17 protein-coding genes, 1 tRNA gene, 1 pseudogene and 1 other annotated feature are annotated in these 16,068 nt (G+C 63.2%); of the genes and pseudogenes, 7 read left to right on the forward strand and 12 right to left on the reverse strand.

The window, feature by feature from the left end; translation table 11 throughout:
* Window positions 1-970: pseudogene (locus ADT71_RS15290) on the reverse strand (IS3 family transposase); the annotation flags it as partial.
* Window positions 575-689, reverse strand: a sequence feature (AL1L pseudoknot). It overlaps the preceding pseudogene by 115 nt.
* Window positions 971-1,030: 60 nt before the next feature.
* On the opposite strand from ADT71_RS15290, the gene ADT71_RS15300 reads away from it, so the two are divergent.
* Window positions 1,031-1,288 (forward strand): hypothetical protein, encoded by a 258-nt coding sequence (locus ADT71_RS15300; RefSeq protein WP_197283038.1) that lies wholly within the window; start codon window positions 1,031-1,033, stop codon window positions 1,286-1,288.
* Between the two features lie 11 nt (window positions 1,289-1,299).
* Here ADT71_RS15300 and ADT71_RS31420 read toward each other — a convergent pair whose 3' ends face one another.
* The 4 genes from ADT71_RS31420 to ADT71_RS15320 form a co-directional block, all read right to left on the reverse strand.
* The gene (locus ADT71_RS31420) at window positions 1,300-2,013 is read right to left on the reverse strand and encodes a hypothetical protein (RefSeq protein ID WP_156336604.1); all 714 of its coding nucleotides are present in this window, start codon (window positions 2,011-2,013) and stop codon (window positions 1,300-1,302) included.
* Window positions 2,014-2,580: 567 nt separating this feature from the next.
* Window positions 2,581-4,041: a mercury(II) reductase gene (gene merA, locus ADT71_RS15310; protein ID WP_054438164.1), complete on the reverse strand. Its 1,461-nt coding sequence runs from the start codon at window positions 4,039-4,041 to the stop codon at window positions 2,581-2,583.
* 41 nt (window positions 4,042-4,082) lie between these two features.
* Entirely contained in the window at window positions 4,083-4,412 is a 330-nt protein-coding gene (locus tag ADT71_RS30420; RefSeq protein WP_082370374.1) for a heavy-metal-associated domain-containing protein, read from the reverse strand.
* A gap of 12 nt (window positions 4,413-4,424) precedes the next feature.
* A complete protein-coding gene (locus tag ADT71_RS15320; RefSeq protein ID WP_231635913.1) occupies window positions 4,425-4,790 on the reverse strand; it encodes a mercuric transporter MerT family protein in 366 nt (121 codons plus the stop codon).
* 107 nt (window positions 4,791-4,897) lie between these two features.
* Between ADT71_RS15320 and ADT71_RS15325 the strand changes: the two genes are divergently transcribed.
* The 3 genes from ADT71_RS15325 to ADT71_RS15335 all read left to right on the forward strand — a co-directional run bounded on the left by ADT71_RS15325 (window position 4,898) and on the right by ADT71_RS15335 (window position 6,450).
* The gene (locus ADT71_RS15325; RefSeq protein ID WP_054438168.1) at window positions 4,898-5,311 is read left to right on the forward strand and encodes a helix-turn-helix domain-containing protein; all 414 of its coding nucleotides are present in this window, start codon (window positions 4,898-4,900) and stop codon (window positions 5,309-5,311) included.
* Between the two features lie 306 nt (window positions 5,312-5,617).
* Window positions 5,618-6,151 carry an antirestriction protein ArdA gene (locus ADT71_RS15330; RefSeq protein ID WP_054438170.1) on the forward strand — a complete coding sequence of 178 codons (534 nt, stop codon included), beginning with the start codon at window positions 5,618-5,620 and terminating at the stop codon, window positions 6,149-6,151.
* A gap of 2 nt (window positions 6,152-6,153) precedes the next feature.
* A complete protein-coding gene (locus ADT71_RS15335) occupies window positions 6,154-6,450 on the forward strand; it encodes a hypothetical protein (RefSeq protein ID WP_054438172.1) in 297 nt (98 codons plus the stop codon).
* A gap of 245 nt (window positions 6,451-6,695) precedes the next feature.
* On the opposite strand, the gene ADT71_RS15340 is transcribed toward ADT71_RS15335, so the two are convergent.
* The 5 genes from ADT71_RS15340 to accD form a co-directional block, all read right to left on the reverse strand.
* A tRNA-Gly gene (locus ADT71_RS15340) sits at window positions 6,696-6,769 on the reverse strand.
* Between the two features lie 139 nt (window positions 6,770-6,908).
* Complete coding sequence (locus tag ADT71_RS15345; protein ID WP_054438174.1) at window positions 6,909-7,856, reverse strand: acetyl-CoA carboxylase carboxyltransferase subunit alpha; 948 nt, start codon at window positions 7,854-7,856, stop codon at window positions 6,909-6,911.
* A 35-nt stretch (window positions 7,857-7,891) separates the two neighbouring features.
* Window positions 7,892-9,241, reverse strand: coding sequence for an acetyl-CoA carboxylase biotin carboxylase subunit (accC, locus tag ADT71_RS15350; RefSeq protein WP_054438176.1), 1,350 nt, complete (start codon window positions 9,239-9,241; stop codon window positions 7,892-7,894).
* A 13-nt stretch (window positions 9,242-9,254) separates the two neighbouring features.
* Complete coding sequence (gene accB / locus ADT71_RS15355) at window positions 9,255-9,701, reverse strand: acetyl-CoA carboxylase biotin carboxyl carrier protein (RefSeq protein WP_054438177.1); 447 nt, start codon at window positions 9,699-9,701, stop codon at window positions 9,255-9,257.
* Window positions 9,698-10,546 carry an acetyl-CoA carboxylase, carboxyltransferase subunit beta gene (accD, locus tag ADT71_RS15360; RefSeq protein ID WP_054438179.1) on the reverse strand — a complete coding sequence of 283 codons (849 nt, stop codon included), beginning with the start codon at window positions 10,544-10,546 and terminating at the stop codon, window positions 9,698-9,700. The genes accB and accD overlap by 4 nt, the downstream gene beginning before the upstream one ends.
* 443 nt (window positions 10,547-10,989) lie before the next feature.
* On the opposite strand from accD, the gene ADT71_RS15365 reads away from it, so the two are divergent.
* The 3 genes from ADT71_RS15365 (at window position 10,990) to ADT71_RS35035 (ending at window position 13,334) form a co-directional block, all read left to right on the forward strand.
* Entirely contained in the window at window positions 10,990-11,406 is a 417-nt protein-coding gene (locus ADT71_RS15365; RefSeq protein ID WP_054438181.1) for a secondary thiamine-phosphate synthase enzyme YjbQ, read from the forward strand.
* 127 nt (window positions 11,407-11,533) lie between these two features.
* Window positions 11,534-12,952: an L-serine ammonia-lyase gene (locus ADT71_RS15370; RefSeq protein WP_054438183.1), complete on the forward strand. Its 1,419-nt coding sequence runs from the start codon at window positions 11,534-11,536 to the stop codon at window positions 12,950-12,952.
* A gap of 256 nt (window positions 12,953-13,208) precedes the next feature.
* On the forward strand, window positions 13,209-13,334 hold the full coding sequence (locus ADT71_RS35035; RefSeq protein WP_255351651.1) for a hypothetical protein: 126 nt from the start codon (window positions 13,209-13,211) through the stop codon (window positions 13,332-13,334).
* 198 nt (window positions 13,335-13,532) lie between these two features.
* Here the strand turns inward: ADT71_RS35035 and wecC are convergent, their stop codons facing one another.
* On the reverse strand, window positions 13,533-14,834 hold the full coding sequence (gene wecC, locus ADT71_RS15375) for a UDP-N-acetyl-D-mannosamine dehydrogenase (RefSeq protein ID WP_054438184.1): 1,302 nt from the start codon (window positions 14,832-14,834) through the stop codon (window positions 13,533-13,535).
* Entirely contained in the window at window positions 14,812-15,951 is a 1,140-nt protein-coding gene (gene wecB / locus ADT71_RS15380) for a non-hydrolyzing UDP-N-acetylglucosamine 2-epimerase (RefSeq protein WP_054438370.1), read from the reverse strand. Before wecB ends, wecC begins: the two co-directional genes overlap by 23 nt.
* Window positions 15,952-16,068: the final 117 nt, after the last annotated feature.

A 16,068-nucleotide genomic window follows, 5' to 3' on the forward strand; every position in this document is an offset into this window, starting at 1 on the left:
GCCTCGGCCAAGCGCTGGGTATAGTTCATCGCAAGATATTGAACTCCCCTATCGCTATGGTGGATCAGTCCATCATCGGGATCTGGCCTGCGGGCATGAATCGCCTGCTCCAGGGCATCCAGAACGAAGCTGGCAGTGGCTGACGTGCTGACCTTCCATCCGACAATCCGCCGGGCAAAAGCATCAATCACGAAGGCGACATAGACGAAGCCTGCCCAAGTATGCACGTAGGTGAAATCGACGACCCACAGGGCGTTTGGCCGGCTGACGCGAAATGCCCGATTGACCTTGTCCAGCGGACACGGCGCCTTCGGGTTGCTGATGGTGGTGATCGTCTTCTTCCCACGACGGACGCCTGCCAGCCCCATGGCGCGCATTAATCGTTCCACCGTGCATTTCGCCACCATGATGCCTTCACGCCGCATCTGGTGCCAGACCTTGCGTGCGCCATAGAGACCGAAGCTGGCCTCATGGACCCGCTTGATCTGCTCCCTGATCTCGTCATCACGCTGCGCACGTGCTGGACGCCTGCCGGGATCGGCACTACGCGCGGCGTGTTCATGGTAGGAGGATGGGGCGATTGCCAGTTCCCGGCAGATCGGCTCGATACCCAAATCCTCGCGATGGACGTCGATGAACGCCATCATCATCTCCCGGGGCGGTCGAGCTCCGCCATCGCAAAATACGCAGATGCCTTGCGCAAAATCTCGTTGGCCCGGCGTAGTTCCTTCACTTCGCGCTCCAGCAATCTCAGGCGTTCCCGGTCATCCGCCGCCAGCGCCGCTGGCCCCGCTCGTCGGCTCGCCTCCTCGCGGCACCACCGGCGCAGCGTCTCCAGCGAGCAGCCGATCTTCGCCGCGATCGACTTCATCACTTCCCATTCCGAGCCGTACTCGGCCCGCTGCTCCACCACCATACGAACCGCCCGCTCGCGGACTTCAGGTGAAAATTTGTTGGTTGTCTTGCTCATAACGGATGCTCCTTCTCACAAGTTGGAGCCTCCTGGAAACCCGGGGCGCTTCAAACCGACATGATCACGGAAACCACCAACAGCCCTGCCTTCATGCTCTATCGCGTAGACGGCAACGGCCCCGAGGCGCGCTGGACCAAGATTGGCGCAGCATGGCCGAACCGCGACGGCAAGGGTTTCAATATCCTCTGCGACGCCGTTCCGCTGCAAGGCCGTATCGTCATGAGGGAATACACGCCAAAACCCAAAGGCGACGCCACAGCGGACGCGGCAGTTCCGAAGGCGCGGGCGACCGCCAAGAAGGCCGGTGGGCGCTAACGCGCCCCCGGCTATCCGGCCTCATCAACCGTGGTGTCCTCGACAGCATATTTTTTAAGCTGACTGACGAGGTGGAAGATAAAGTCCGCCATGATGATGGTGTTCAGGCTCGTCTGCTGTGTCTTGTAGCAAATGATGCCGTGCAAAGCGCCATGTCGGTTGGGAACGGGGTCGGCGCGGTATTTCTCGCGCATCGTATCATCATCGCCAACCTCGTCATACAAGTGATCTTCCACCTTCCTGAACAACTGCCATGAATACTCATATGCCGCCAGATCGCCGAGCGGCATTTCGCGGACCATTTCCCAAACCTCTTTCAGCCGCGTGATCCGCAGGCGGGATTGCTTGCCATTCTTTGTAGGGACGGTGATCGTCCGCTTGCCGTCAAAGAACGCATCGCTGCATACCCGTTCAATCTCTGGGAATAGTAGCCGAGGTGCGACACGGAACATGCCCTGCCGGTGCGCCGCCAATGCTTCGTTCATCGTTTCCTTCGCTTCCTCGTCAACGTCATAGTCGGCGAGTTTTGCAAGGAACGCTTGTTCTACCGCAGCCCATTGCAGGGCCAGCCCCGTGCCGTCGTCATGCACCAGAAAAATGGGCGCGAGCATATCCATGTTGTGTGGGCGCGCACCGACCTCGATACGATGACGTTGCGATCCGACAGCCAGAATTATCATGCCCATGAGCGGGCCAGTCTCAGGCTTGAACAGGAGTTCGGGCATGAGCTGGTTCCCGGCAAACACGCCAGGAGCGCGCACAAGACATGGCCCGTGACGCCCGGGGCGAGATGACCGCGCACGCTGACAGGCTCGCGTTTCTTGCAATCACAACCGGGCCTGCTGCTAGAACAGATTGCCAGCCTTGTGCCTCAGGCCGCGAAATCGGTTTCGCGCTTTGTGCGCTCAACGGCGCTTGCACTTATACCGAGCCTTACATCGCGTTTCATGGCGTTTGCCCGACGCGCCAAGAAGGGCAAAGGTGACGCTGGTAGTGCCAGCCATAGCGAGGTTACGTCCAGCTTCCTTTCAACTTCCGGCAGCGCGTCCGAAGGCGCGGTTGACGGAGCAGATTTTAGGTCAATGTTCCTGTCCCCGCCGTTCGCGCCCCGACCCAGCCCACGGCCGCGATCCACGCGCCGCCGCTTACGGGCACGATTCCGCGCCCGTCACTTCTTCAAACCGCCATAGATGCAGTGAACCTAAAAACTCTCGGGGACAGGCTCAAATAGGTGGGCATTTGGATTTAGATAGGTTGCACCGTCTTGCTTTGCCAGATTGCGATGGATGGCTCTACCCGGCACAGCAGGACAACTTGGCCACATCCTTGTCGAATGTTTGCGCTGCCAATTTTAAGCCTTCAACCGTGGTCAGATAGGGAAAAATCGTCGCGCCGAGATCGACTGCGGTCATTCCACACTTGATCGCCAGCACCAGCGTCTGGATCGAATCTGCGCCTTCGGGGGCCACGATTTGCCCGCCGAGCAGCCGGTCACTTGCCTTGTCGGCGACCAGCTTGATGAGCCCGCGCGTGTCACGCGCCGCCAAGGCCCGAGGCACCGCATCGAGCGGTAGCAGCGAAACCTTGACCTCAAGCCCTTGCGCACGCGCCGCCGTTTCAGTGAGGCCGACACTGGCAACCTGCGGATCGGTGAACACAACCGATGGCATGGTGCTATTGTCGTAGCGGTCCTGATTGCCTTCGACAGCATTGCGCGCGGCCAGCTTCGCGCCATAGGCGGCCATATAGACGAACTGGTCGCGGCCAGTGATATCGCCTGCCGCGTAAATGCCCGGAACGCTGGATTCGAGATAGTCATCAACCACGATGCCGCCGCTCTGGCCCAGCGCGATGCCATGATCTTCGAGACCCATCCCGTCGCTATTGGGGCGACGTCCGGTGGCGATCAACACTTGCTCGGCCGCAATGGTCTGAACCGCAGCAACGGTGTCGCAATGGCCTTCGCCGTCGCAAGACAGGCTTTCGCAAATCAACTCTATTCCGTTGCCCGTCGGGTCGATGCGCTGATAGCCGATACCCGAACACACGCGCACGCCCTCAGCTTCGAGATAGCTTTGCAGTGCCGCGCCGACTTCCGGGTCCATTTCGGGCAGCAGGCGGCTGCGGCAGCAGATGGTGACGGTAACACCAAGCCGCGCGAACATCTGCCCCAGCTCGACGCCGATCACGCCGCCGCCGATGACCAGCAAGGATTTCGGCAGACGCTCAAGCGCCAGCGCCGATGTGCTGGTCAGATAGGGAACATTGTCGAGACCCGGAATTGGCGGCACAGCGGCGCGCGCGCCCATCGCCAATATGACCTTGCTTGTCTCCATCGGCGCATCGCCAACCAGCAACTTGCCATCGGCAAAGCGGGCCTTGCCGTCGATATAGGTCACGCCTTCATAAGCTGGCAGCAGATCGATATATTTCTTCTGCCTCAACTCCGTAACCAGTTCATCTTTCGACGTGGCGAGCGCGGTCCAATTGTCCAGACTGACACTGCCGCCAAGGCCCGGAAAGCGTGCGGAGGCCTTTCCGCCATGCACCGCTTCTGCGGCACGGATCAGGGTCTTGGACGGGACGCAGCCCACATTGACGCAGGTGCCGCCAATGATGCCGTGGCCGATCAGTGCGACCTTAGCACCAAGTTCGGCGGCGGTAATCGCGGCGGAAAATCCCGCCGAACCCGCGCCGACAACGGCCACATCGTATCCCTCCCGCCCAACAGGGCGGTTACAAAGGTCTTTCATTACAGGTCGCTTTCCTCCGGTGCGCGGTTTGCCGCCCGATTTCAGTTGTTGACGGCGCGTGCCGGATAGCCTGCATTGGTCGAAGCAGCGGCAATCGCTGTCGCATTGGTCCGGCGCGGATCATAAGTCGCACGCGCAGTCTTGGCACCAAAATCAACACTGACGGCGCTAACCCCGGTCACACCTTCCATAGCCTTCTTCACAGTGATGGGACAGGTGGCGCAGGTCATGTTCTGAATCGCGAAAGTGGTTTGCGTTTGCGCGCTTGCAGCAGTCGAAGGGTGATCCTGAGTCGTGCCGCCAACTGCGAATGCGACCCCGCCCCCTGCCATTGCCAGCACGGCAAGTCCGATAAGCAATATCTTTTTCATGTGTATTTCCTTTCAATAGAACAGGGGCGCCCACCAATCGATAGAGAGCGCGAGGATGACGATGGCAAGCCCCAGCCACAGCACCACTTTGGTGGTGCGAGCCGACTGCGGACGGGCACAGTATGACCCGTCTTCGCAAGGAGGCATCGCCTTGAAATAAATATGCCAGAAGCCAAATCCGAGCAGCGCGAGCGTTATCACCGCAACATAGGGCTTGTAGGGTTCGAGTGCCGTCAGATTTGCAATCCACGCCCCCGAAATGCCTAGCGTGACGAACAGCAACGGCACGACACAACAAGCCGAGGCCAGCCCCGCGCCGATCAGAGCACCCGTAGCAAGCCAGCCCGATCGGTCGCCCTTCGGGAGTTCGGTAACCACGGGAGTTCCCTTTTCAGGCGTTAAAGCCACGACGCGATTCCTTTCTTTTGGACTAATGATTCTCAGTGTAAGCTCTGTAGCAGCTACAGACTCAAGAGGTATTTTTCATGGAACAACAAGGCGGCATCTTGCGTGCCCAACTCGCCGGGAAGACCGGCTGCAACCTTGAAACCATCCGCTATTACGAGAAGGTCGGATTGCTCCCACCGACACCGCGCGCCGCCAATGGTTACAGGGTCTATTCGCCGGAACTGGTGCAAAGGTTGCAGTTTATCCTCCGCGCGCGTGAGCTTGGATACGCGATGGAGGAAATACGCTCGCTCCTGTCGCTCACCGACACGGGCACACAAACTTGCGGCGAGGTTATGGCGCGAACCCAATCTCACCTTGAAGATGTTCGTCACCGTATTGCCGACTTACAAAAGATCGAGACAACGCTGGCGATGACCTTGGAGAAATGCTCAGGCGAGGACGTGCCTGAATGCCCCGTCCTCGACGCGCTCCAGTTTCCAGTGACGTAGGCTATTAATGACACCTTCGCTCTATTGAATATTGAGGTTCGCGGGCGTCCCCTTCGGGCCGCGCTCTATCGCTCGCGCGACGAAACCCCGTGCCGGGTTTTCGCCCATCCGGGTTGCGATCCCTGACGTATAAGACTGGGGCGCTGCCCCTCGCGCGCTGCGAAGCCCCTTCCGCCCAGCTTCCTCCGCTTTGCTCCGTGCAGCCGGTTCCCCGCGAAGGGGCTTACTCCGCTTGCCCCCCGCTGTTCGCCACGAGGCAGGGTTTCAGAGCGCGTCCCTGAAACCCAAGCCCAATGGAGCCGAACAATGGAAACCACCCTCAATCACAAAACTGAACCCCGAATCTATGTGGCCTGTCTTGCCGCTTACAATAACGGCTATTTGCATGGCGCGTGGATCAACGCGGCGCAGGAGCCGTGGGCGATCTATGACGCGGTGCGCGTCATGTTGGCAGCATCGCCCATCGCCGGAGCGGAAGAATGGGCCATCCATGATTACGAGGGCTTTGGCGGAATCCGCATCGAGGAATACACCAGCTTTGACCGCCTGAGCGCACTTGCCAGCTTTCTTGCCGAACATGGTGTGATGGGCGCGGCCTTGCTGGAACACTATTGCGGCGATCTTGATGAAGCGCGGGAGGCCTTGGCCGACCGCTACCTTGGAGAGCATCCCAGCCTTGCCGACTATGTACAGGAGGTGACGGAGGAAACCACCGCCATCCCGCAGCCGCTGCGCTATTACATCGACTACGCCGCTATGGCGCGGGATGCCGAATTGAACGGCGACCTCTTCACCGTCAGCACCGCATGGGACGCTGTGCACGTATTCGCGGGGTGCTGACCATGGAACAGCAACCCCAAGTCTACCGCTTCACATGGCGCGGCATTGAGATCGAGGCTACCTATAGTCCCGTTCAATGGGGCGTCATCGCCCATCTTGAAATCCGCAGCATCGAGCCGCCACGTGCCCCGCTGCCTATCACCGAAACGGGCTACCTCTCGCATTTCCACCCTTGTGGAACAGTTGAAGCCAACGGCGGCGATGTTGTCGCGCAGGTCACAGCATGGCTGGACGAGGATGCGACAAAGCCTGCATGGCGCGCCTATGTTGCCAAGAGCCGCCAAGGCGAATTGTTCTGACGAGGGGAAACCGCGCCAACAGCGCGGGTTTCCCATTCCGCCCCAAGCCCCGGAACCCCGCCCGAGAATCGCGGCAAAGCCGCAACGTGTCTGTGATGACGAGATTGCTCGCCGCCGCTGTTGTCGGCATCAAGCGACGAACGAATCAGAATCAATTCCGCAAATTTTTCTGCACAATACCTACACAGGCAAAAATTAGTGATTTTTACCGTTATATTTCAGGTATTTAATGAAATCCAAAGATATGGAGCGGGTGAAGGGAATCGAACCCTCGTATTCAGCTTGGGAAGCTGCTGCTCTACCATTGAGCTACACCCGCGGATGGCGGCAAGACTGCTGCCTTTGCGCTATCGCAAGGTCGCGCTCTGGCACAGGGAGGCTGGGTGGTCAATGGGTTGCAAGCGCCTGGCGCCTGCATCGGAGGAGACGCCGACCCGGGGCCGGCGCCTCTCCTGAAATCACGCCCGGCCGATGGCCAGGAAGCGTTCCTCACGGCGGGCGAGCAAATCGCGGGCGGTAAGGGCAGACAGGGTATCGAGTTCCTCGTCAATGGCGCTGAACAGTGACCGGGCCGCGGCCGGGGCATCGCGCTGGGCACCGCCGACGGGCTCAGGCACGATGCGTTCGATGACGCCCAGCGAAAGCAGGTCCTGAGCCGTCACCTTCATGGCCTCGGCGGCGTCAGGCGCCTTGTCCGGGGTCCGCCACAGGATCGACGAGGCGCCTTCGGGCGAAATCACCGAATAGATCGAGTGTTCGAGCATCAGCACGCGGTCGGCAGCGGCCAACGCTACTGCGCCGCCGGAACCGCCTTCGCCGACGATGGCCGAAACGATCGGCACCGGCACCGCAAGACAGGCCTCGATCGAACGGGCGATGGCTTCCGCCTGCCCGCGCTCTTCCGCCTCGACGCCGGGGAAGGCGCCGGCGGTATCGACCAGGGTGACGACCGGCAGGCCGAACTTGCCCGCCATCTCCATCAGGCGGATCGCCTTGCGATAGCCTTCGGGCTTCGCAGAACCGAAGTTGTGCTTGATGCGGCTGGGCGTGTCGTGGCCCTTTTCATGCCCAAGAACCATGACCTTGCGGCCGTTGAGCCGCGCGAGGCCACCAACGATCGCCTCATCTTCGCCATAGACGCGGTCGCCCGCCAGCGGGATGAAGTCGGTGAACCCCAGGCGCAGATAGTCCACGAAGTGCGGCCGCTGCGGATGGCGCGCCACTTGCGTCTTCTGCCAGGGCGTCAGCTTGGCATAAGTGCCCGCCAGCATGCCGGCGCTCTTCTTCTCGAGGCGCGCGATTTCTCCCGCGATATCGAGATCGCTGTCGCTGGCAGTGGTGCGCAGCTCTGCAATGCGCGCCTCGAGCGCGGCGATCGGCTTTTCGAATTCAAGGAACGAGATCATGCTCTTTTCCGTTTACATGCCTGGTTCAGCGCGCCTCAGCCGGCGCGCTTGGCCAGCCATTCTTCCAGCCACTTGATCGTGTACTCGCCGCTCTCGAACTCGGGGTCCTCGAGCAGGGCCTGGTGCATCGGAATCGAGGTCTTCACCCCGTCGATCACCATTTCCTCCAGCGCGCGCTTGAGGCGCATGATCGCGCCCTGACGGGTGCGACCGGAAACAATCAGCTTGCCGATCATCGAATCGTAATAGGGCGGAATGCGGTAGCCTGCATAGAGCCCCGAATCGACGCGCACGTTCATGCCGCCCGCCGCGTGATAATTGGTCACCTGCCCCGGAGAGGGGGTGAAGTTCCATGGGTCTTCCGCGTTGATGCGGCACTCGATGGCGTGGCCCTTGAACTCGATGGCGTCCTGCGTGAACGTCAGCGGCTGGCCTTCTGCGACGCGAATCTGCTCACGCACGAGATCGACGCCCGTGATGGCTTCCGTCACCGGATGCTCCACCTGCAGGCGCGTGTTCATCTCGATGAAGTAGAACTCGCCGTTTTCCCAGAGGAACTCGATCGTACCGGCGCCGCGATAGCCCATGTCGGCCATCGCCTTGGATACGATGCCGCCCATGCGGTCGCGCTCTTCGGGGGTGATGACCGGCGAAGGCGCTTCTTCCAGCACCTTCTGGTGGCGGCGCTGCAGCGAGCAGTCGCGCTCTCCAAGGTGAACCGCCGCGCCCTTGCCGTCGCCGAACACCTGGAATTCGATGTGCCGCGGATTGCCGAGGTACTTTTCCATGTAGACCGTGGCATCGCCGAAAGCAGCTTTCGCTTCCGAACGGGCCTGACCCATCTGGCTCTGGAGTTCTTCGGCGGAATTCACGACCTTCATGCCGCGACCGCCGCCGCCCGAAGCCGCCTTGATGATGACCGGGTAGCCGATCGTCTCAGCCAGGGCGCGAGCCTCGTCGAAGTCCTCGATCGCACCGTCGGATCCCGGAACCAGCGGCAGGCCGAGCGCGCCTGCGGTGCGCTTGGCTTCCACCTTGTCGCCCATCGTGCGGATGTGCTCGGGCTTGGGACCGACCCAGATCAGGCCATGTGCCTCCACGATCTCGGCGAACTGGGCGTTCTCCGAGAGGAAGCCGTAGCCGGGGTGGATCGCGTCGGCCTGGGTGATCTCGGCCGCGGCAATGATCGCGGCGACGTTGAGATACGAATCCTTCGCCGCCGGCGGGCCGATGCAGACCGCATGGTCGGCAAGGCGCACATGCATGGCTTCGGCGTCGGCGGTGGAATGGACCGCGACGGTCTCGATGCCCATTTCGCGCGCGGCGCGATGGATCCGCAGCGCGATCTCGCCGCGATTGGCAATCAGGAGGCGCTTGATGGCCATGAAGCTACTGTCCTCAGGCGATAACGACGAGCGGCTGGTCGAATTCGACCGGCTGCTGGTTGTCGACGAGGATGGCCTGGATCGTGCCGCTCTTGGGGGCGTTGATCTGGTTCATGACCTTCATGGCCTCGACGATGAGCAGAACGTCGCCAGCCTTGACCTGCTGGCCAACGCTGATGAAGTTCGCCGCGCTGGGTTCGGGCGCGAGATAGACGGTGCCAACCATCGGCGACTTCACGGCGTCAACCGGGGCGGCAGGCGCAGCCTCGGCTGCCGGAGCGGCGGCTGCAGCCGGAGCGGCGACCTGCGGCAGTGCCGGGGCCGCGGCAGCAACGATCTGCTGTGCAACCTGACGCACGACCTTGATCTTGCGTTCGCCGTCCTCGACCTCGATTTCGGTCAGGCCGGTTTCAGCGAGGAGCTCGGCGAGCTCGCGTACCAGCGCGCTGTCGATGTTCACGCAACTTCCTTTCGTTCAAGATAACCGAGCAGCGAGGCCAGCGTGCCTTTGAGGTCCTGGCGGTGGACCACCATGTCCACCATGCCGTGGGCATGGAGGTACTCGGCGCGCTGGAAGCCGTCGGGGAGTTTTTCGCGGATGGTGTCCTGGATCACGCGCTGGCCGGCGAAGCCGATGAGCGCGCCCGGCTCGGCGATCTGGATATCGCCCAGCATCGCGTAGCTGGCGGTGACGCCGCCGGTGGTGGGATCGGTCAGGACGACGATATAGGGAAGACCCGCCCGTGCGAGGCGGCGGATCGCCACGGTCGCCTTGGGCATCTGCATGAGCGAGAGGATACCCTCCTGCATGCGGGCGCCGCCGGCGGCAGTGCAGATCACGTAGGCGCAATCCTCGGCGATGGCCCGTTCGACGGCCTCGACGAAAGCCTCACCCACCGCCATGCCCATCGACCCGCCCATGAAGGCGAAGTCCTGGACGCCGAGCACCACCTTCTGCCCCTCGATCGCGCCGAGCGCATTGGTCAGCGCATCGGGGAAGGGATTGGCGGCGCGCGCGGCGCGGATGCGGTCGGAATACTTCTTGCTGTCGCGGAAGTTCAGCGGATTTTCCGGAACCTTCGCGGCAGGCAGGACGGAATAACCGGCGTCGAGCAACTGGTCGAAGCGCGTCTGCGCACCGATGCGGCCGTGGTACTGGCAGCGCGGGCAGACCGACAGATTGTCCTCGAACTCCTTGGTGAAGAGCATCTCGCCGCAACCGGGACACTTGGTCCACAGGTTGTCGGGCGTGTCCCGCTTCTTCAGGCTCCCGAGGGAATTGCGTACCTTGCTAAGCCAACTCATGACGAACCCTTGCGTGAAACTCGTGCGGCCCGGTGAGTCCGGGCTCGCATGCTGGATCGACCGGGCGCAGTATCGAGGGCTTGTTTTCCAGCGCCCCTTGCGACCGAACGATCTCTGTGTGCGACGTGCTCCGCGCTGGCCTGTCGGGCCCGCCGCCGAGCGCGGCAATACGCGGCAGATATGGGTAGATCAATCGCCAGTACACTCCGGCATGCGCAAAAAGTGCCCCGCGGCGGTGCACGAGGAGCCTGAAAGGCGCAGAAATCCGCGAATCCGACAGGTTAATCGGCACCCCCGCAAAAGATGAGTGGAAGCGGCGAAAACAGGCTTTTTTCACCCCTTTACCATTACGTCAAGGCGGAATTCGTGGCCTTTGGAGCACGCTTCGGATCTTTCGGAGCGCGGTTGAAGGTGGGCCTGGAGGGGTTCAGAAGGGGTAGAACATGAAACAGGCCACCGCGATCCTCTCCTTCGACACGCCCGGCCGCGGGCTTTGCGATATCACCCGCACGATTGCCGACTGGCATCGCGAGACCGGCATCGGAGAGGGCCTGCTCACCCTGCTCTGCCGCCACACATCCGCCTCGCTCCTGATCCAGGAGAACGCCGCGCGCGAAGTGAGGGGCGACATCGTCGACTGGCTGGACCGCATGGCGCCGGAAGGCCGCCACTACGCCCATGACGACGAAGGCCCTGACGACATGCCCGCCCATCTCAAGGCAACGCTGACCGGCGTGAACCTCTCGATCCCGGTTATCGGCGGACGCCTGGCGCTGGGCACCTGGCAAGGCATCTACCTTGCCGAGCATCGCCGCGCCCCGCACCGGCGGCAGGTTGCGCTCCATCTGATCGGGACCTGACGCCGAACCTGCGGCGATTCTCCCACACCTGCCGCAATCGCCGGCGCTTTATCTGGCCCGGCTGAATTGGACCATTGCATCCGCCCACGCGATGCCTATCCACGCTGCCTTGTTGTAATCGGAGAGTATGCCGTGCCCTTCCCCGCCAGCGAGCGCGAGTCCGTCCTTTGATCTCGGCGCTGACCTGTTCCGCATCGGCCTGGGCCCTTCCAGTTCGCACACTGTCGGCCCGATGCGCATCGCCGCGCGTTTCCTCCAGACGCTCGAGGAAGCCGGGCAGTTCGAATCGATCGCCCGCATAAGGGTGGAACTGCAAGGCTCGCTCGCGCTGACCGGCGAAGGCCACGGCACGCCGGATGCCTGCCTCATGGGCCTGATCGGGTTCCAGCCGGAAACCGCCGATCCGGCCGAAGCGCACGAGGCCGCCGCCCAAGTCCGCGCGACCGGCCGGATCGCCCTGCTCGGCCGCCGCGAAGTCGCCTTCGATCCCGCGACCGATCTCGTGCTGGACTTCGACCACATTCCCGATCTCCATCCCAACGGCATGGTCGTGACCGCCTTCGACGCGGTGGGCGGCGAAATCGCCCGGAATGAGTATTTCTCGACCGGCGGGGGCTTCTTCTCCAGCCGCCACCAGCTCGAACAGCCCGCACCGGACGACCAGGTGACTCACGGCCCACCGGTTGCCTACCCGTTCGGCTCAGGCGCGCAGCTCCTGGAAGTCTGTGCCACCAGCGGGCTCGACATCGCCTCGGTCATGCTCGCCAACGAGGCGGCGCGCCGGCCGGAGGACGAGACGCTGGCCGGGCTGGACGCGATCGCGGAAGCCATGAACCAGTGCATCGACAGCGGCCTCGAACGCGAGGGGCTGCTGCCCGGCGCGCTCAAGGTCCGCCGCCGCGCCCGCGCGATTCACCAGAACCTGATCTCGCGCCCGCAGGACAACCAGGCCGAGACCCTGATGGACTGGCTCAACCTCTATGCCATGGCGGTGAACGAGGAGAACGCCAGCGGCGGCCGCGTCGTCACCGCCCCCACCAACGGGGCGGCGGGCATCGTGCCCTCGCTGCTGCGCCAGTATTGCAGCGAGGGGCGCAAGGCGGTTCCCGCCAAGGCCCGCCGCTACCTGCTGACCGCAGCCGGGATCGGTCTGCTCTACAAGCAGCGCGCCTCGATCTCGGGCGCGGAGATGGGCTGCCAGGGCGAAGTGGGCGTGGCCTGCTCGATGGCGGCGGCAGGGCTCGCGGCGGTCTGGGGCGGCACGCCGGAGCAAGTCTGCGCCGCCGCCGAGATCGGCATGGAACACAACCTCGGGCTCACCTGCGATCCGGTGGGCGGCCTCGTGCAGATCCCCTGCATCGAGCGCAACGCCATCGCCTCGGTCAAGGCCGTCAATGCCGCCAAGCTGGCGCTCCACGCGGGTGAGACCCCGCGCGTCTCGCTCGACCAGGTGATCGAGACGATGCGCCAGACCGGGCTCGACATGTCCAGCAAGTACAAGGAAACCAGCCAGGGCGGCCTCGCCATCAACGTGGTGGCCTGCTGAGGGCGAGCATGCCCCTTCCCCTCAGGCTTTCGGTCGCACCGAAAAGCCGTCGCTGGGGCGGACGGAACGTCGATGCGGGGCGCTCCGCCGCTTCCCCGCAATCCGGCCGCGTTTCATGCGGTCCGCACCTTTTTCACAGCCTGTTTTACCACGTTCACGGCAACTTCAGCCGGGCCGGTGCTTTGATCGACATGCAGCGGGTGCGACGCTGTGGCCGCAAGGCCGCCTGAATGTCGAATTTCAAAGGACAGGAACAATGAAGAAGACCGGCACCACCCTCCTCGCCGCCCTCGCACTCGGCGCCCTCATCCCCGCCTCGGGCGCCATGGCGCAGCAGCCGGCTCCCCACCCCAGCGCGCATCCCACGAAGGCGCGGTCGTGAAGAAGACCACGACGCGCCAGACCACGGTCAAGAAGACCACGCACAAGAAGGTCACCTGCCGCTACGTCATGCAGCATGGCAAGAAGGTGAAGGTCTGCAAGTAAGGCTTTCCGGCCCCCGTTCCGGCGGGGGCCCAGGCTGGGAGAAGTTCCGAGAGCCGGCCGTTCCCGGCCTGCCCCGGTTTCCTAGCCGCCAGTCTTAGCCCGCGAGCGCCATCCGGGCCTCGTCCTCGCGCACGACACGGGGCTGGTCGGGCCAGATGCCGCGGGTATCGTAGACCAGCTTTTCCGAACGCTCCGCCAGCGGAACCACGCGGAACACGTCGTGATCGACCAATACGATCAGGATCTCGCAAGTCTCCAGCGCATCGTCGATATCGATCTGGACAGCCCCGGTATCGGTGAACTCGATCGGCAGCTGCGCCGCATAGGGCTCCACCACATGGATGCGGCTGCCGAACTTGCGGGCGAGCCGGCTGGTGACAAAGCGCGCCGGGCTTTCACGGAAATCGTCGATATTGGCCTTGAAGGCGAGCCCGAGGCAGGCGACTTTCGCCTCCGGGTTGGCTTCCACCAGAGCCTCGGCCTTGGCGATGACATGGCTCATCTTGTGATCGTTGACGCCGCGCGCAGTGCGGATCAGCGGGGTTTCCTCCGGCGCGCCGTGAACGATGAACCAGGGATCGACGGCGATGCAGTGCCCGCCCACGCCGGGGCCGGGCGTCAGGATATTGACGCGCGGGTGACGGTTGGCGAGGCGGATCACTTCCCACACGTCCAGCCCCATGCGGTCCGCCACCATGGAAAGCTCGTTGGCGAAAGCAATGTTCACATCGCGATAGGCATTCTCGACCAGCTTGGTCATCTCGGCCGCGCGGGCATCGGTGGTCACGCATTCGCCGCGCACGAAGCGCTTGTAGAAGGCCAGCGCCTTGCGCGCGCAGCGCGGGGTGATGCCGCCGATCGAGCGATCGTTGTTGGTCAGTTCCTCAAGGATGCGGCCGGGCAGCACGCGCTCGGGACAATAGGCGATCGAAACGTCCGGCGTATCGCGGGTCAGGCCGGGAATCTTCAGGTCCGGGCGCAGTTCGGCGATCAGGTCGCGAAGCTGCTCGGTCGTCCCCACCGGCGAAGTGGATTCGAGGATCACCACGTCGCCCGCCTTGAGCACGGCAGCGACAGAGCGGCCCGCCGCCAGCACATAGGAGATATCCGGCGCGTGATTCTTGTCGAACGGCGTGGGAACCGCGATCACGAAGACATCCGCCGGCGCGATCGCGGTCGAAGCCGAAAGCAGCCCGCGCGAAACGACACCCTGCACCAATCCGTCAAGGTCGACTTCCTCGATATGGATCTCGCCCCGGTTGATGGTGTCGACGACATCCTGCGAGACGTCGAGGCCGAGCACCCTGCACCCGGCCCGGGCGATCACGGCGGCGGTGGGAAGTCCGATATAGCCGAGACCGACAACACAGACGTCAGGCTTCGATTCCGATTTCATGCGCGAGCAGCTCCACGATTCGGCGCGAGGTCTGCCCGTCCCCGAACGGATTGTGGGCGCGCGCCATGGTCTCGTATGCCTGTTTATCGTCCAGCAAGGTTGATATTTCGGTAACGATCGTCTCGGCCGAAGTTCCGACGAGTTTCGCCGTCCCCGCGGCGACCCCCTCGGGCCGCTCGGTGGTCTCGCGCATGACCAGCACCGGCTTGCCAAGCGCGGGGGCCTCCTCCTGCACGCCGCCCGAATCGGTCAGCATGATTTCGGCAATCGCCAGCAGCCGCGCGAAGTGCGGATAGTCCAGCGGCTCGATCAGGGCCACGTTGTCCAGCCCGGAGAGGCGCTCGTTCATGACCGTGCGCACATTGGGATTGAGGTGGACGGGGAAGATCACCGCCGTGTCGGGCCGCTCCGCGATCGTGCGCACCGCGCGCGCGATCTGCTCCATGCCCTCGCCGAAGTTCTCGCGCCGGTGGCTGGTGACGCCGACGATCCGCTTGCCCGCAAAGCGTGCCTCAAGGTCGGCCAGGCCCGCCGCCAGCGAGGGATCGCGCCCGATCTGCGCCGTGACCCAGTGCAGCGCGTCGATCACGGTATTCCCGGTAACGTGGACGCGTGCGGGATCGACATTCTCCCGCAGCAGCGCGGCTTGCGAGGTCTCGGTCGGCGCGAAGTGCAGGCTGGCCATGGCGCCGATGATCTTGCGGTTCACCTCCTCCGGCCAGGGATGGTGGATATTGCCCGAGCGCAGACCCGCCTCGACATGATCGACCGGCAGCTTGCGGTAATAGGCCGCCAGCGCGCCCGCCATGGCGGTGGCGGTGTCGCCCTGCACGATCACCCGGTCCGGCCGCACCGCGTCCATCACCTTGCCCAGCCCGGTCAGCAGGTTCGCGGTGAGCGAGTCGAGCGTCTGGTCGGGCTGCATCACGTCGAGATCGTGATCGGGCACGATCCCGGCGATCTCCAGGACCTGGTCCAGCATCTGGCGGTGCTGCGCCGAAACGCAGACGACGCATTCGAAGCGCGGATCGGCCTTGAGCGCATGGATCACGGGGAACAGCTTGATCGCCTCTGGGCGCGTGCCGAAGACGACGAGGATGCGGGTCTGAGCGGTCATGGCGGCGGGCATAGCAGCGAGTGGTTAATGTTGCGGTTAAAAGAGAGTCCCCGCCGCATTCGTGGACAAGATTTCCCGGGGACTTGTCGCGCTTGCCCGCATCGGGAAAGACTTGTC

The organism is Novosphingobium sp. ST904 (assembly GCF_001298105.1).
Lineage (GTDB): Bacteria > Pseudomonadota > Alphaproteobacteria > Sphingomonadales > Sphingomonadaceae > Novosphingobium.

Bases quoted from the DNA above. Each gene is read 5' to 3' on its own strand.
- ADT71_RS15300 (WP_197283038.1), top strand. From the start codon at position 1,031: ATGATCACGGAAACCACCAACAGCCCTGCCTTCATGCTCTATCGCGTA.
- ADT71_RS31420 (WP_156336604.1), bottom strand. From the start codon at position 2,013: ATGCCCGAACTCCTGTTCAAGCCTGAGACTGGCCCGCTCATGGGCATG.
- merA (WP_054438164.1), bottom strand. From the start codon at position 4,041: ATGAAAGACCTTTGTAACCGCCCTGTTGGGCGGGAGGGATACGATGTG.
- ADT71_RS30420 (WP_082370374.1), bottom strand. From the start codon at position 4,412: ATGAAAAAGATATTGCTTATCGGACTTGCCGTGCTGGCAATGGCAGGG.
- ADT71_RS15325 (WP_054438168.1), top strand. From the start codon at position 4,898: ATGGAACAACAAGGCGGCATCTTGCGTGCCCAACTCGCCGGGAAGACC.
- ADT71_RS15330 (WP_054438170.1), top strand. From the start codon at position 5,618: ATGGAAACCACCCTCAATCACAAAACTGAACCCCGAATCTATGTGGCC.
- ADT71_RS15335 (WP_054438172.1), top strand. From the start codon at position 6,154: ATGGAACAGCAACCCCAAGTCTACCGCTTCACATGGCGCGGCATTGAG.
- ADT71_RS15345 (WP_054438174.1), bottom strand. From the start codon at position 7,856: ATGATCTCGTTCCTTGAATTCGAAAAGCCGATCGCCGCGCTCGAGGCG.
- accC (WP_054438176.1), bottom strand. From the start codon at position 9,241: ATGGCCATCAAGCGCCTCCTGATTGCCAATCGCGGCGAGATCGCGCTG.
- accD (WP_054438179.1), bottom strand. From the start codon at position 10,546: ATGAGTTGGCTTAGCAAGGTACGCAATTCCCTCGGGAGCCTGAAGAAG.
- ADT71_RS15365 (WP_054438181.1), top strand. From the start codon at position 10,990: ATGAAACAGGCCACCGCGATCCTCTCCTTCGACACGCCCGGCCGCGGG.
- ADT71_RS15370 (WP_054438183.1), top strand. From the start codon at position 11,534: ATGCCGTGCCCTTCCCCGCCAGCGAGCGCGAGTCCGTCCTTTGATCTC.
- ADT71_RS35035 (WP_255351651.1), top strand. From the start codon at position 13,209: ATGAAGAAGACCGGCACCACCCTCCTCGCCGCCCTCGCACTCGGCGCC.
- wecC (WP_054438184.1), bottom strand. From the start codon at position 14,834: ATGAAATCGGAATCGAAGCCTGACGTCTGTGTTGTCGGTCTCGGCTAT.
- wecB (WP_054438370.1), bottom strand. From the start codon at position 15,951: ATGACCGCTCAGACCCGCATCCTCGTCGTCTTCGGCACGCGCCCAGAG.